The 15,889-nt window shown below is 58.5% G+C and carries 13 protein-coding genes; 8 read left to right on the top strand and 5 right to left on the bottom strand.

The window, feature by feature from the left end; all coding sequences use genetic code 11:
• Positions 1-123 precede the first annotated feature (123 nt).
• The 7 genes from glyA (at position 124) to NAT21_RS10090 (ending at position 9,213) form a co-directional block, all read left to right on the top strand.
• Entirely contained in the window at positions 124-1,428 is a 1,305-nt protein-coding gene (glyA, locus tag NAT21_RS10120) for a serine hydroxymethyltransferase (protein WP_250938140.1), read from the top strand.
• Positions 1,429-1,470: 42 nt separating this feature from the next.
• Positions 1,471-2,721 (top strand): sarcosine oxidase subunit beta family protein, encoded by a 1,251-nt coding sequence (locus NAT21_RS10115; protein WP_250938139.1) that lies wholly within the window; start codon positions 1,471-1,473, stop codon positions 2,719-2,721.
• Between the two features lie 12 nt (positions 2,722-2,733).
• The gene (locus NAT21_RS10110; protein WP_250938138.1) at positions 2,734-3,126 is read left to right on the top strand and encodes a sarcosine oxidase subunit delta; all 393 of its coding nucleotides are present in this window, start codon (positions 2,734-2,736) and stop codon (positions 3,124-3,126) included.
• Positions 3,123-6,170: a sarcosine oxidase subunit alpha gene (locus NAT21_RS10105; RefSeq protein ID WP_250938137.1), complete on the top strand. Its 3,048-nt coding sequence runs from the start codon at positions 3,123-3,125 to the stop codon at positions 6,168-6,170. The genes NAT21_RS10110 and NAT21_RS10105 overlap by 4 nt, the downstream gene beginning before the upstream one ends.
• Positions 6,163-6,795: a sarcosine oxidase subunit gamma gene (locus tag NAT21_RS10100; protein ID WP_250938135.1), complete on the top strand. Its 633-nt coding sequence runs from the start codon at positions 6,163-6,165 to the stop codon at positions 6,793-6,795. The genes NAT21_RS10105 and NAT21_RS10100 overlap by 8 nt, the downstream gene beginning before the upstream one ends.
• Before the next feature lie 64 nt (positions 6,796-6,859).
• Positions 6,860-7,729: a formyltetrahydrofolate deformylase gene (gene purU, locus NAT21_RS10095; RefSeq protein ID WP_250938133.1), complete on the top strand. Its 870-nt coding sequence runs from the start codon at positions 6,860-6,862 to the stop codon at positions 7,727-7,729.
• Between the two features lie 101 nt (positions 7,730-7,830).
• Positions 7,831-9,213, top strand: coding sequence for an L-serine ammonia-lyase (locus NAT21_RS10090; protein ID WP_250938131.1), 1,383 nt, complete (start codon positions 7,831-7,833; stop codon positions 9,211-9,213).
• A gap of 96 nt (positions 9,214-9,309) precedes the next feature.
• On the opposite strand, the gene argE is transcribed toward NAT21_RS10090, so the two are convergent.
• Positions 9,310-10,458, bottom strand: coding sequence for an acetylornithine deacetylase (argE, locus tag NAT21_RS10085; RefSeq protein WP_250938129.1), 1,149 nt, complete (start codon positions 10,456-10,458; stop codon positions 9,310-9,312).
• Positions 10,459-10,489: 31 nt separating this feature from the next.
• On the bottom strand, positions 10,490-11,896 hold the full coding sequence (locus tag NAT21_RS10080; protein ID WP_250938127.1) for a YfcC family protein: 1,407 nt from the start codon (positions 11,894-11,896) through the stop codon (positions 10,490-10,492).
• A gap of 95 nt (positions 11,897-11,991) precedes the next feature.
• Here NAT21_RS10080 and NAT21_RS10075 point away from each other — a divergent pair, with 95 nt between their 5' ends.
• Positions 11,992-12,762 carry a trimeric intracellular cation channel family protein gene (locus NAT21_RS10075; RefSeq protein WP_250938125.1) on the top strand — a complete coding sequence of 257 codons (771 nt, stop codon included), beginning with the start codon at positions 11,992-11,994 and terminating at the stop codon, positions 12,760-12,762.
• 86 nt (positions 12,763-12,848) lie between these two features.
• Here the strand turns inward: NAT21_RS10075 and NAT21_RS10070 are convergent, their stop codons facing one another.
• From NAT21_RS10070 to cysZ, 3 genes are all read right to left on the bottom strand, one after another.
• Complete coding sequence (locus NAT21_RS10070) at positions 12,849-14,519, bottom strand: cation acetate symporter (protein ID WP_250938123.1); 1,671 nt, start codon at positions 14,517-14,519, stop codon at positions 12,849-12,851.
• On the bottom strand, positions 14,516-14,845 hold the full coding sequence (locus NAT21_RS10065; RefSeq protein WP_250938121.1) for a DUF485 domain-containing protein: 330 nt from the start codon (positions 14,843-14,845) through the stop codon (positions 14,516-14,518). Before NAT21_RS10065 ends, NAT21_RS10070 begins: the two co-directional genes overlap by 4 nt.
• Positions 14,846-15,040: 195 nt before the next feature.
• Positions 15,041-15,766: a sulfate transporter CysZ gene (gene cysZ / locus NAT21_RS10060; RefSeq protein ID WP_250938119.1), complete on the bottom strand. Its 726-nt coding sequence runs from the start codon at positions 15,764-15,766 to the stop codon at positions 15,041-15,043.
• Positions 15,767-15,889: the final 123 nt, after the last annotated feature.

Below are 15,889 nucleotides of genomic sequence, written 5' to 3'. Positions count from 1 at the left end.
AACGTTCAATCATTTCACCTCACACAAGGCCAATGATGAGCGACAGACACTCCGAGCGGCCTGAGATGAGCCACCAGGTTCACAGGGGCTTACAACCACAAGACACCAAGCCGGGTTATCTCCATGAACCATGAAGATCTGAACATCTGCGATCCCCTGATCACGTCCGCCATCGCTGAAGAAGTCGAGCGTCAGGAAGCTCATATCGAGCTGATTGCCTCGGAAAACTACACCAGCCGTGCTGTCATGCAGGCGCAAGGGTCACAGCTGACCAACAAGTACGCGGAAGGTTATCCCGGCAAGCGTTACTACGGTGGCTGCGAGTTCGTTGACAAGGTCGAACAGCTGGCCATCGACCGTGCCTGCGACCTGTTCGGCGCCGATTACGCCAACGTACAGCCACACTCTGGTGCTCAGGCCAACGCAGCCGTCTTCATGGCACTGGTCAAACCCGGTGACACCATTCTGGGCATGAGCCTGGCCCATGGTGGCCACCTGACTCACGGTGCCGCGCCCAACTTCTCCGGCAAGCATTACAACGCAGTTCAGTACGGTATCAATACCGAAACCGGCGAAATCGATTACGACGAAGTCGAGCAGCTGGCCAACGAACACAAGCCCAAAATGATCATTGCCGGCTTCTCTGCCTACTCCCGTGTGATCGACTGGCGCCGGTTCCGCACCATTGCCGATAACGTTGGTGCGTGGCTGATGGTCGATATGGCGCATATCGCCGGTCTGGTCGCAGCAGACCTCTACCCGAGCCCGCTGCCTCATGCCCACGTCGTGACCACCACGACTCACAAGACCCTGCGCGGGCCTCGTGGCGGCATGATCCTGTCCGCACATGGCGATGCCGACCTGTACAAGAAACTCAATGGCGCGGTTTTCCCCGGTCAGCAGGGCGGCCCCCTGATGCATGTCATCGCCGCCAAGGCCGTGGCCTTCAAGGAAGCGATGAGCCAGGAGTTTGTCAGCTATCAGCGTCAGGTACTGACCAATGCCAGCATGATGGCAAATACCTTTATCGAGCGCGGCTACGATGTCGTGTCCAACGGTACGGAAGATCACCTGTTTCTGGTATCACTGATCAAGCAGGGCGTGACCGGCAAGGATGCAGACGCCGCACTGGGCCGTGCCTGCATTACCGTCAACAAGAATACCGTGCCCAATGACCCCCAGAGCCCGTTTGTGACCTCCGGCCTTCGTATCGGCACTCCGGCCATTACCTCACGCGGGTTTGGCGAAGATGACTGCAGGGAACTTGCAGGCTGGATCTGTGATCTGCTCGACGTACTGGCCACCCAGGAATCCACCGACAAGGTAGAAGCGCAGGTACGTGACAAGGTGGCGACACTGTGCTCCCGCTACCCGGTCTATGGCCAAAAAGACACTGCAGCAGTCGGCGAACACGCCGCTGCCATCTGATCCACGCCGATCGAGATCGGACAGTATCTTCCGGAGAAAAACATGAAACGTTATTCTGGATTCGGGCTCGTCAAACACGCGATGAGCCACCATGAAAACTGGGAGCGCCAATGGCGCAACCCCACCCCCAAGAAACAGTACGATGTCATCATCGTTGGCGGGGGTGGTCACGGTCTTGCCACTGCCTATTATCTGGCCAAGGTACACGGCATCACCAACGTGGCCGTGATCGAGAAGGGCTGGCTGGGCGGCGGTAACACCGCACGTAATACCACCATCGTGCGCTCGAATTACCTGTGGGACGAAGCTGCAGCCCTGTTTGAGCACTCGATGAAGCTGTGGGAAGGCCTCTCACAGGACCTGAACTATAACGTCATGTTTTCCCAGCGCGGTGTGCTCAACCTCGGGCACACCCTGCAGGACATGCGTGATATCCAGCGTCGCGTCAACGCCAACCGTCTGAACGGCATTGATGGTGAAGTGCTTGATGCCAAGGGTGTTCAGGACATCGTTCCGATTCTGGACTGCTCGAAGAATGCCCGCTATCCGGTCATGGGTGCCTCCTGGCAGCCACGCGCCGGTGTGGCACGTCACGATGCCGTTGCCTGGGGCTATGCGCGTGCTGCCGACTCGATGGGCGTCGATCTGCTTCAGAATACCGAAGTGACCGGCTTCAAGATTCGTGATGGTCGCGTCCATGGCGTGCACACCAATCGCGGTGACATCGAAGCCAAAACCGTTGGCTGTGTCGCGGCAGGGAACTCGGGCGTTCTGGCCAAGATGGCCGGCTTCAAGCTACCGCTTGAATCACACCCGCTGCAGGCACTGGTATCCGAACCGCTGAAGCCGATCCTGGATACCGTGGTCATGTCCAACCACGTTCATGGCTACGTCAGCCAGTCCGACAAGGGTGACCTGGTCATCGGTGCCGGCATCGACGGCTACGTCGGCTACGGTCAGCGCGGCAGCTATACCACCATCGAGCACACCCTGCAGGCCATCGTGGAAATGTTCCCGATCTTCTCCCGTGTCCGCATGAACCGCCAGTGGGGCGGCATTGTGGATACGTGCCCGGACGCCAGCCCGATCATCTCGGCAACCCCGGTCAAGGGCATGTTCTTCAACTGTGGCTGGGGCACCGGCGGATTCAAGGCCATCCCGGGTTCCGGGCATGTCTTTGCCGCCACGCTTGCCAAAAACGAAGCCCACCCCATCGCCGCGCCGTTTTCGATTGATCGCTTTAATTCAGGCGCGCTGGTCGATGAACACGGTGCCGCAGGCGTAGCTCACTGAGGAGATTGCAGCATGTTCCATATTCACTGCCCGTACTGTGACGAATACCGCGAAGAAGAAGAGTTTCATCCCCGTGGTCAGGCACACCTGGCGCGTCCGGCAACGCCGGACACCACCACTGATGACGAATGGGGCGGTTACCTGTTCTTCCGTGACAACGAGCGCGGCATCCACCACGAACTGTGGGTGCACTCGGTGGGGTGCCGCAAGTTTTTCAACATTACTCGCAACACGGCCACCTACGAAATTCATGAAACCTACAAGATGGGTGAACGACCGTCCGTAACGGCCGAGAACCTGCCTGATTCCCAACACCAGTCCGGTGTTCAGGCAGCGACCAGCGGCTGGCAAACCGTTGGCGCACGCCCCGAGAGCGCGTCCCTGAATCAGGAGGAACAGGTATGACACAGCAAAATCGTCTTGCCAATGGCGGCCTTATCGATCGCAAGCGGCAGTTGACGTTTACCTACAACGGCAAGCGTTATACCGGTTACGAAGGGGATACCCTTGCTTCTGCGCTGCTCGCCAATGGCGTTGATATCGTCAACCGCAGCTTCAAGTACTCGCGTCCGCGCGGGGTGGTGGCCGCTGGTGCCGAAGAGCCCAATGCACTGGTACAGCTCGGCGCAACCGAATCCACTCAGGTTCCCAACGTGCGTGCGACGCAGCAGGCACTTTACGAAGGTCTGGTCGCCAAAAGCACCAACGGCTGGCCCAACGTTCAGCGCGACCTGATGGGCATGGTCGGCAAGATGGGCGGCAGCTTCATGCCCCCGGGCTTTTACTACAAGACCTTCATGGCCCCGGCCTCCATGTGGATGACGTATGAAAAATACATCCGCAAGGGCGCGGGACTGGGTCGCAGCCCCACCGAAAACGATCCGGATACCTACGATCATCTGCACCAGCATTGTGATGTGCTGGTTATCGGTGCCGGGCCATCCGGCCTGATGGCAGCCCTGAGCGCCGGCCGTCGTGGTGTTCGTGTCATTCTGTGTGATGAGCAGGAAGAAATGGGTGGCTCACTGCTCGACAGCCGTGAACTCATCAACAGCCAGCCTGCCACGCGCTGGGTCAGCGATACCCTGGATGAGCTCAACCAGCTTGATAACGTGACCGTACTGTCCCGCACGACAGCCCACGGCTATCACGACCATAACTTCGTCACCCTGCATGAGCGTCGCACCGAGCATATCTGGGACCGCGCCACCCCGGCCAACGGTCGCCCTCAGGTACGTTCACGGCTTCACCGCGTACGTGCCAAGCGCGTTATTCTGGCCACCGGAACGCACGAACGTCCGCTGGTCTATGCCAATAACGATGTTCCAGGCAACATGATTGCCGGTGCGATTTCAAGCTACATCCGTCGCTATGGCGTTGTTCCGGGCAATAGCCTGGTGCTGTCCACCAACAATGACCATGCCTATCGTACGGCCTTGAACTGGCATGAAGCCGGCCGCAAGGTGGTCGCCATCGTGGATGCCAGACCGTCGCCGAAAGGAACCCTGGTCGACCAGGCACGTGCGCTCGATATTCGCATCATCTCCGGCAGCGCCGTTATTGAGGGCAAGGGCACCAACCGAGTTTCCGGAGCATGTGTTGCCGCCATTGATCCGGCTGCCTTCAAGGTCACAGGAAAGGTCGAAGAGCTGGAGTGCGACACGATCGCGAGTTCCGGCGGCTACAGCCCGGTCGTGCACCTGTCGTCACATACCGGTACGCGTCCGCAGTGGAATAGTGAAATACCCGCCTTTGTACCGGGTGAAGTCAAGGGCATGACGCCGGTTGGCAGTGTCACGGGCGTGTTTGATCTGAAAACCGCGTTCGATACCGCTCTGTCCGCGATCGATCATGCGCTTGAAGAAGCCGGCGATACGAGCAGCAGCAAGGTCACCGAGGCACCGCAGGTTGATGCCATTCAGGAAGGCCCCTGCTGCGCGCTCTATCAGGTACCGCATACCAAAACCACTCTGCGGGCCCCGAAACAGTTCGTTGACTTCCAGAATGACGTGACGGCTTCAGCCATCGAAATCGCGACACGCGAGGGCTTCGAATCCATCGAGCACGTCAAGCGGTATACCGCACTGGGCTTCGGTACCGACCAGGGCAAGCTGGGTAACATCAACGGTATGGCGATTGCCGCGCGCATCCTCAATCGCAGCATTCCCGAAGTCGGGACGACCGTATTCCGCCCCAACTACACACCGGTGACCTTTGGTGCCATCGCCGGTCGTCATTGCCGTGACCTGTTCGACCCCGAGCGTTATACCGCCCTGCATCAGTGGCATGTCGAGCACGGCGCGGAGTTCGAGGACGTCGGCCAGTGGAAGCGTCCGTGGTACTTCCCGAAAACCGTCAACGGCAAGAAGGAAACACTGGACGAAGCTGTAGCACGTGAGTGCCTGGCCGTTCGTGAGAAGATCGGCATTCTCGATGCCTCGACGCTTGGCAAGATCGACATCCAGGGCCCGGATGCCCGTGAATTCCTCAACCGCGTTTACACCAACAAGTGGGCCAAGCTGGCACCGGGTCGCGTTCGTTACGGCCTGATGTGCAAGGACGACGGCATGCTGATGGATGATGGTACGACCAGCTGCCTGGCCGAAAACCACTTCCTGATGACCACCACCACGGGCGGTGCTGCAGGCGTTCTGGAATGGCTGGAAGTATGGCACCAGACCGAATGGCCGGAACTCGACGTCTACTTCACCTCCGTGACCGATCACTGGGCCACCATGACCGTAACCGGTCCGGATGCCCGGAAGCTGATGGAAGAAGTAACCACCGACGTGGATCTTGACCGTGAATCGTTCAAGTTCATGGACTGGAAGGAAGGTACCGTCGCCGGCGTTCCGGCGCGCATCTTCCGTATTTCCTTCACCGGTGAGCTGGCCTACGAGATCAATATACAGGCCAACTACGCCATGAAGGTCTGGCTCGAGCTGTTCGACAAGGGCGAGAAATACGGCCTGACCCCGTACGGCACTGAAACCATGCACGTACTGCGTGCCGAGAAGGGCCTGATCATTGCCGGTCAGGACACCGACGGCTCGGTAACTCCGGAAGACCTCGGGCTTCAGTGGGCCGTCGGCTACGACAAGCCCTTCGAGTGGATCGGCAAACGCGCCCTGACGCGCCCCGACACCTCACGCAAGGACCGCAAGCAGTTTGTGGGCCTGAAGCCGAAGGATGCCAATGTCGTGCTTGAAGAAGGGGCTCAGATCGTACTGGATCCCAACCAGTCCATTCCGATGGCCATGGTCGGTCACGTTACGTCAAGCTACTACAGCGCCCATTTGAAGCGTGGTATTGCACTGGCCGTGGTGAAGGGTGGTCATGAACGCATGGGCGAAACCGTCTATCTGCCGATGGCAGATGGCAAGGTGCATGAAGCAGAAATCGTCAGCCCGGTATTTCTTGATCCCAAGTGGGAGCGTCAAAATGTCTAATATTCAGGAATTCGATTGCCGTCCGGACAGTCAGCAGGGTGCCGAATCCTCACTCCACTGGAGCTATCAGAACCAGAAGCCACGTTCGCCGGGGCAAAACCCCGGCGTGCAGATCAGGGAACATGCCCTGCTGGGTCACCTGACCCTGCGCGGCGGCGCCATTGTTCTGGATGAAGCGGTACGTGATGTGCTTGGCACTACCCTGCCCTCACGCCCTCACGCCATCAACCAGAACGATGCGGGGACCCACTCGATCCAGTGGATCTCTCCCGATGAGTGGCTGGTGATCGTGCCCGGTGGCGAGGAATTTTCGATCGAGGCTCAACTTCGCAAGGCGCTGGGCGATGCCCACTTCAGCATCGTCAATGTCAGCGGCGGGCAGACCGTTCTGACCCTGTCCGGCGAGAAGGCGCTTGAGGTGCTGATGAAATCAACATCCTACGATGTTCACCCCCTCGCCTTCCCGGTGGGCAAGGGCGTTACCACCACCTTCGGCAAGGCAACCGCCATTATCCGCCGCCCGGCGGAAGATCACTGGGAGCTGGTCATACGTCGCAGCTTTGCAGACTACATCTATCGCTGGCTGCTTGATGCATCGGCGGAATATGGCGTCACCACCTCCTGACCGGCCGAGGTCGGCCTGAACGGGCCGACCTTTCCTCTCGATTTCCCACGAACATGGACACGTCATGACTACGATGGCCACTACCTGGATATTGTCTGCCCAGTGCGAAAGTCGTCTGGGTTCTGTGGATGTGCTGACGCGCTTTTTAAAGGAGCAGCACTGCTATATCACGGAAGTCAGTTCGTTCGATGATTACCGAGCAGGCCAGTTTTTCATTCGCGCCGCCTTTCGCCCTGAAGCCACCGGCGACTTTGATCCAAGTGCCTTCGAGGCTGATTTTCAGGAGCGGGCCTCGACGTTCAACATGACATTTGAACTGACGCCTGCCAGCAAGCGCGTCAAGACCATCATCATGGTATCCAAGGCCGATCACTGCCTGAATGACCTGCTGTATCGCCACAGGACCGGACAGCTCCCTCTGGATATCCAGGCGATCGTTTCCAATCACCCGGACCTTGAGCCGCTGGCGCAATGGCATGGGCTGCCGTATTACCACTTCCCGGTCACCGCCGGAACCAAGTCGAGTCAGGAAGCGAAGATACGACAGGTGATCGAGGAGACCGAGGCTGAACTGGTCGTGCTGGCCCGCTACATGCAGGTGCTTTCACCGGCCATGTGCAACCTTCTGACCGGCCGGGCCATCAATATTCACCACTCCCTGCTGCCTGGCTTCAGGGGAGCAAGACCCTATCATCAGGCGTACGAGAAAGGCGTCAAGATGGTCGGCGCTACCGCTCATTACATCAATGACGACCTTGATGAAGGCCCCATTATCGCCCAGGGCATCGAGCCAGTTGATCATGCCCACTATCCGGAAGACCTCGTCATCAAGGGTCGGGATATCGAGTGCCTGACGCTGGCACGCGCCATCCAGTTACATATAGAGCGTCGCGTCTTCATGCATTCAGGCCGAACGGTGATTCTCAAACACTAGCACCGGGACAACACCGCGCCCTCCTGAACCCTCTCATATTCAGCCTGCTACTCCTTCTGCGAGCACTGTAGCGGGTCATAACAATAAAGGAGCCGCTTACAATGCCTATAAGCGTGTTTGAGCTATTCAAGATCGGTGTCGGGCCATCCAGCTCTCATACCGTTGGGCCGATGCAGGCCGCCCATGACTATCTGCAGGAGCTGAGGGACAGGCATCTTGTCGGAGACGTTGCCCGAATCACCGTCAAGCTGTTTGGTTCACTGTCCTCCACCGGCATCGGACACGGCACCGACCGGGCCGTGATCATGGGGCTGATGGGTGAGCGCCCTGACTCGATCAACCCGGAGGTCATCGCCGGAGATATCGATACCCTGCTGGAAACCCGCCAGCTGCTGCTGGGGCGTGAACAGCCCGTCAGATACATCTGGGACGAGGATATGCAGTTCCACGACGAGCGGCTGGAATATCATCCCAATGCCATGTCGATTCACGCCTTTTCCCAGAACGGCGAGATGCTGTACGAAAACACCTATTACTCGATCGGTGGCGGCTTTGTAGTGGACCATGTTCAGGCCACCTCGGGGCTACCGCCCGTCGATGATGTCGCGCTGCCCTACAACTTCGATACAGCCGTGGAACTGCTGAGCCTGTGCAAGCAGCACAACATGCGCATCAGCGAGCTGATGATGGCCAACGAACTGGTCTGGCGCAGTGAGCAGGATGTGCGGGACAGGCTGTGGAATATCTGGAAGGCCATGTGTGACTGCATCGATCAGGGGCTTACCAATGAGGGCATCCTGCCGGGCGGCCTGAACGTAAAACGACGTGCACGCAAGCTGCATCAACGTCTTCAACAGGTGGAACAGGACCCCTGCCTGATTGCCTCGACCTTCTCGGCGATGGAATGGGTCAATATCTTTGCCCTGGCCGTGAATGAGGAAAATGCCGCGGGCGGGCGCATGGTGACAGCACCGACCAATGGCGCGGCCGGCATTATACCGGCGGTACTGCATTACTACATGAAGTTCCAGCCCGGCGCCTGCGAGCGCGATGCGGTCGATTTCCTGCTGACGGCTGGCGCCATCGGGATCCTGTGCAAGAAAAACGCCTCGATTTCAGGCGCCGAAGTCGGCTGTCAGGGCGAAGTCGGTTCGGCCTGCGCCATGGCAGCAGCCGGTCTGGCTGAAGTCATGGGCGGCACGCCTGAACAGGTCGAGAACGCTGCAGAAATCGGCCTTGAGCATAACCTGGGGCTGACCTGCGACCCGGTCGGCGGGCTCGTACAGGTGCCCTGCATCGAACGCAACGCCATTGCCACCGTCAAGGCCATCAATGCCGCCCAGCTGGGCCTGCGTGGTGACGGCCAGCACTTCATCTCGCTGGACAAGGTCATTCGTACCATGCGCGATACCGGCCGCGACATGCAGGACAAGTACAAGGAAACCTCCAAGGGAGGACTGGCCGTCAATACCATCGAGTGTTGATGATCTGACGTCAGGACAAGCCTCCGGTGGGCATCCACTGCCCACCCTCTGATGCCATCATCTGCTGCGCAGGCCTTCGCCGGGCAGCTTCCGCTATCACTCCGCCAGATAATCGCCCAGACGCTGCATGAAGGCAGCGCCCAGGTCGAGCTGTTCCACGGAAATAAACTCGTCCGGCTGATGAGCCTGCCCAATGCTGCCGGGACCACAGATAATCGCTTCGAGTCCGGCTTCCTGAAACTGTCCGGCTTCGGTAGCGTAAGCTACTGCCTCCGGGACCTGCTCTCCCATCAATGCCTGACATATCCCGAGCGCGGCCCTGTTATCACGATCTGCCAATGCCGGCACCGTGGCAGTTATGGGCGTAGTCGTGATGGCCACACGCGTATCGCGGTAGCTCATTTCACGCTCAAGCTGATCACTGAAGGCGACAAAGCGGGCATGGACGGCTTCAAACCCATCCTCGGGCAGATGACGAATCTCCCACTCGAAGGTACATTCCCGTGCCATGATGTTGACCGCTGTCCCCCCCTGGATCTTCCCGACATGCAGGCTTGAGTGCTCGACATTGAAGGCCTGATTGCAGCAGCCCTCGTCCTTCAGCTCCCCCATGATGTCCTCGATTTTCGCCACCAGTCTCGCTGCCACATGGATTGCCGAGATTCCCTGATACACCTGGCTTGAATGTGCCTCCACGCCGGTCACTGTCGTGCTGAGCGTAGTAATGCCCTTTTGCTGCGTCACCGGTTGCATCAGCGTGGGTTCACCCACAATCACGGCAGCAGGACGTGGGCAGTCAGCCACCAGCCGCTCGATCATGCGTGGCGCGCCCTGACAGCCGATCTCTTCATCATAGGAAAAGGCCAGCCAGATCGGCCGCGTCAGAGACATTTCGACCCACCGGGGAACCTCGGCCAACGCACAGGCGATAAACCCTTTCATGTCGCAGCTGCCTCGCCCGTACAGCCGGCCGTCTCGCTCGGTCAGGGTAAACGGATCCGTTGTCCAGGGCTGACCATCGACCGGCACCACATCCGTATGGCCAGACAACACCACACCGCCTTCAACATTCGGCCCGATGCGGGCCAGCAGATTGGCCTTGCGGCCATCATCGCTCTCGATCCGGCGGCTCTCTATGCCATACCCGGCCAGATACCGTTCCACGAATGCGATCAGTTCGAGATTGGATTCACGCGTGACGGTATTAAACCCCACCAGGTGGGTCAGCAGCTCCACAGCAGTCATGACACGTCCTCAGGAGAAAAGAAACAGGATTTCATGCAGGCCCCCAGCCAGTCAGCACGGCGATGGTCAACATCACCCAGCCCAGCAGAAAAGCCTTGATCAACATGGGGAAGAAAAAACGCACCCAACGGTCATAGGGCACGCGGGCAATGGCCAACATGGCCAGTGTGCCGCCCGAGGTCGGCACCACCATATTGGTCAATCCGTCGCCAAGCTGGAATGCCAGAATAGCCGTCTGACGCGTCATGCCGATCAGGTCCGACAGGGGGATCATGATCGGCATGGTAGCCATGGCCTGCCCGCTGCCGGAAGGAATGAAGAAATTGATCAGGCCATGAACCAGCGTCATCGCCAGTGTTGAAACCAGTACCGGTAGCGAGGCCAGCGGCTCCGACAGCGCATGGACGAGAGTATCACCGATATGCCCCTTTTCCAGCAGTACCTGAAGGGCGCGCGCCAGGCCCACCAGCAGGGCACCGGTAGTGACCGAGGCTGCGCCCTCGAAAAAATGCCGATTGATCTGTTCGGCCGGCATCCGGGCCATTATTCCAGCCGCAATGGCCATGGCGATGAAGGCTCCGGCAATTTCATTGATGTACCAGCCATAGACAAACACCCCGTACAGCATGACAGCCATTCCCACGATAAAGCTGCCCAGTACCCGGAGATCCCGCCCACTCAGATGGTAGTCCGCCAGCGGCCTGTCCAGAGCATCGCTGCCTTCATCCACCGGGACATCGGCCAACAGGGAAGCCTCGGTATTTCGGGTAATTCGGCGCATGTAACGACTGGTATGATGTGCCATCAGCATCAGTGTGCCAATACACAGCACGCTGCGAAGCCCGGCACCGGAGAACATGGGAAGCTGGGCCAGCTGATCCGACACACCCACGGTGTATACATTGATGGGCGAGGTCGCAAACCCGATGCCTACCCCACCGATGGCAATACCCGCGCCCACCATGCGATCCCCACCCAGAGCCAGCCCCAGCAGTATTGCGATAGGCACCAGGGCGATATTGTTCTCATATCCGACCGCCACACCCAGCGCACCAAATACAAGGGTCATCACCCAGATCAGAAGCGTCGGATGCGTGCGCCCGACACGACGCACCAGCGTGCCGACCATGTTTTCCAGCGCGCCGGTCGCTTCCAGCACACGAAACAGGCCGCCACCAACAAACACGGCCACAATGATGCTGGCCGACTCCACCATACCCAGAGGTATGGACTGAAATATTGCCAGAAAGGAGGGTGGTGGCTGTTCAATCAGGTGAAAGGTGCCCGGTATTACGGCCTGCCGACCGTTCACCTGGTGATAGTCGAAGCTGCCTGCCGGTATAACCCAGGTCAGCCCCCAGACCACCACCAGCAGACCAAGGATCAGAATGGCCGGATGAGGCACGCGTTGATACCAGGGCACGGTTGCCTTTGTCATGACGTCTCCCTTGTTATTGTTCTGGTCGCCAGTAGTGCTCGGTCACAGCGATGCGGCCTGCTTCAACACGAGTCGTCCTTCAGCATGGAAAGGCCGTGGCGCACTGTCAATGCAACGGCCGCGAACACGCCATGGGCACGGCCGGGCCGGTACGAGGCATGGCCCGAACCTACGACAGTGGTATCAGCCTTCGCCACACGGTAAGCTCACGCCCGCCTTTCAACGCCTGCCTGATTTCGAGACATGCCGACATGCTGCTTCAGTACATCGATATCATAGGCACGTTTGCCTTTGCCCTCAGTGGTACCAGTGCGGGGATTCGACGCGGGTTCGATATCTTCGGCATTCTGGTACTGGCGATGTCGACTGCAGTGGGTGGCGGTATCGTGCGAGACCTGTGCATCAACGCCACACCACCGTCCGGCCTGGTTCATCCGGTCTATCTGATCACGGTCATCGTGGCCGTCTTTGTCGGCGTTTTCTTTCAACGACTGATCATTCGCATGGAAAAGCCGACCCTGTGGCTCGACGCCCTGGGGCTCGGGTTCTTCTCGGCATTCGGTGCCCATAAAACCTATGAATACACCGGCGAGATATTGTTGTCGTTGATTCTGGGCTGTGTCAGTGCCGTGGGGGGCGGTGTCATTCGCGACATACTGGCCCATCGGCCACCGCTGGTATTGACCAGGGATATATACGCCAGCGCGGCGCTGATCGGGGCCGGTATCGAACTGCTGGGCGTCACGGGAGTCATCGACAGCCGCTGGAGTATCTGGCTGGCCATTTTCACCTGCACCCTGATTCGCGTGCTGTCACTTAGATACCATATTCACCTGCCGTCAATCACCTCGAAATTCGAGGGATGACATGGCGGCTGCCCGGACGCGCCTGGCCAGATACCAGACATAAAAAGGGCGGCCATACGGCCGCCCCCGGATCAGATGCGCTCGCATCAGTGATCTACCGCGCCATGCGCCCCCAGACCCGTTTGAGACCGAACGAACTGGGCATCAAACAGAAGCGCTTCATCCTTCGCTTGCCGGGAGTGGTCTGTCACCGAAAACAGCCAGATACCGATAAAGGCTACAGCCATCGAAAACAGGGCGGGATAATCGTAGGGATACACGGGCTCGGCATGACCCAGTACCTTTACCCATACGGTAGGCCCAAGCACCATCAGCGTGATGGCGGTCAATAGCCCCAGCCCGCCACCCAGCACTGCACCGCGCGTGGTCAGCCGCTTCCAGTACATCGACAACAGCAGTACCGGAAAATTACAGCTGGCCGCAATGGAGAAGGCCAGGCCGACCATAAAGGCCACATTCTGCTGCTCGAAGGCAATGCCCAGCACAATGGCCACGATGCCCAGAATCAGTACCGTGATCTTGGAAATCCTTACTTCCTTCGCTTCATCGGCATTGTCCTTCATGATGACCCCGGCATACAGATCATGCGAAATGGCCGATGCTCCGGCCAATGCCAGCCCCGCTACCACAGCCAGAATGGTGGCAAACGCCACGGCAGAGATGAAGCCCAGAAAAACACTGCCGCCGACCGCGTCCGCCAGATGCACCGCCACCATGTTGGTGCCACCGATGATCGAGCCATCCACATTCATGAACTCAGGGTTGGTGCTGACCAGAATGATTGCGCCGAAACCGATGATGAAGGTCAGAATATAGAAATAACCAATAAAGCCGGTCGCGACGAAAACGCTTTTACGCGCCTCACGGGCATCACCCACGGTAAAGAAACGCATCAGGATATGTGGCAGACCCGCGGTCCCGAACATCAGAGCCAGCCCCAGCGAAATGGCTGAAATGGGGTCCTTCACCAGCCCACCCGGGCTCATGATCGACGCGCCGTTGTCGTGGACCGCGACCGCCTCGGAGAACAGGGCCTCGGCACTGAAGTCCACGTGCATCAGTACCATGACGGCCATGAAGGTCGCACCGAACAACAATAGGGCCGCCTTGATCATCTGTACCCAGGTCGTCGCCAGCATGCCGCCAAACAGCACATAGCAGACCATCAGTACGCCTACCGCGACTACTGCAATTTCGTAATTCAGGCCGAACAACAACTGAATCAGTTTGCCGGCCCCCACCACCTGAGCAATCAGATAAAGCGCCACTACCGCCAGTGAGCCAAAGGCCGAAAGGGTACGCACCGGACGCTTGCCAAGCCGAAATGAGGCGACATCGGCAAAGGTATACCGGCCCAGATTTCGCAGCCGCTCGGCGATCAGGAACATGATGATCGGCCAGCCGACCAGAAAGCCCATCGAATAGATCAGGCCATCATAGCCCGACGTGAATACCAGCGCCGAGATCCCCAGAAAGGATGCCGCCGACATGAAGTCACCCGAAATGGCCAGACCGTTCTGAAAGCCGGTAATCTTCCCGCCAGCTGCATAGTAGTCTGCCGCCGTCTGGTTTTTCTTCGAGGCCCACCAGGTGATGTAGAGGGTAGCGGCGACAAAGAAAAGGAACATGATGATGGCGGGAATGTTGATGTCCCGCTTGCTGACCTCACCGGTAATGGCATCGGCAGAGAGCACCGGGAAGGAAAGGGCCAGCAGTGCCAGGCCCGTCAGGGAACGAGAGGAGCGCCCGAACATCATGACTGCACCTCCTTGAGCACCTGGACGGTAAGCCGGTCAAATTCACCGTTGGCTCGTCGAACGTATATGCCTGTCAGCACAATGGCCGAAGCAATCAATCCAAGCCCGATAGGGATGCCCCAGGTAGTGGTCATGCCGGGAGCGAGTGGTGTACCCAATACCTGGGGCGCAAAGGCAATCAGAAGAATGAAAGAGAAATAAAGTCCCATCATGATCAGTGACAGCATCATGGCGAACCGACCTCGCTTGGCTACCAGCTCCTTGAAACGAGGGTTCTGTTCAATGTTCTGCCATCGTTGTACATCCCGGTCATCCAGTTTCGCCATAAGACAGCTCCCGCATCGGGTTCATTGTTATTAATATTCTGCTCCTTAAGCGATAGTAGATAATGCCCTGAAAGCGCAGCACACTTTGGTCGCGTATAGACCAAAGGCGCAGGCTATCGGGCCCCGGGCCCACTGCTCTCGCGCAGCCTCAAGTCCCCTTTCGTGGTCGAGCCCCGGGGGTGCCTCAATCAGTAATTATTTCGTCACGCCAAGGCGACGATAGTGCCCGTGCCAGAACGTGACCGAAGCCGCCACGGCAGCCGGCATGATCAACAGGTTCAGCAATGGAATCAGCATGCCAAGTGCTACCACCCCCCCAAAGGTAAGGGACTGCCACCACTTTTTGCGCAGCCGCGCCTTCATGTCGTTAAAGCTCACTCGGTGCAGGTCCATCGGATAATCCAGATACTGGATTGCCATGCTCCAGGCACTGAACAAGGCCCACAACAATGGACTCAGTATGTTGACTCCTGGAATGAAGCCGATGATGACCAGTATCAGCATGCGGGGAAGAAAGTAGCCAAGCTTTCGACATTCCCGCCCGAGACTATCCAGAGCCTGCTTCGCCAGGCTGCGATCGTCCTCGACGGGTACGCCGCTGACCTGAGCATCCAGCTTTTCCGCCAGAAACCCGTAAAAGGGCGAGGCAATCAATGTCGCGACCAGCGTGAACGAAAAGAAGGCAATGACCAGCAGAGAGAGGACGACCAGTGGCCAGATCAGCCACTCCAGCCAACTGAGCCAGGAGGGAACCTGCATCATCCAGTAGGCAATCCAGCCCTCGAACCGACCTACCATCCACCAGATGGCCAGCACGTAAATCAGCAGATTAATGACCAGCGGTGCGAACACATACCGACGACACCCCGGCTGAAAGACCATTCGGAGCCCTCGCTCCAGAGAGGCGATAGCACTGACCATGAGACACGTCTCCATATACGGTGAAATAAGTCGGACGCTACCACATTTCGATGCAACTGCCCGGCTCGCTGTGCTCAGGTACGCATCGTATTAGCCATTAGTTGCAAAAGCCTTTCGAAACAC

The organism is Larsenimonas rhizosphaerae (assembly GCF_023700005.1).
Classification (GTDB): Bacteria; Pseudomonadota; Gammaproteobacteria; order Pseudomonadales; family Halomonadaceae; genus Larsenimonas; species Larsenimonas rhizosphaerae.
Note: the sequence above shows the minus strand (reverse complement) of the source record. Positions and strands in the feature narration are given on the sequence as shown.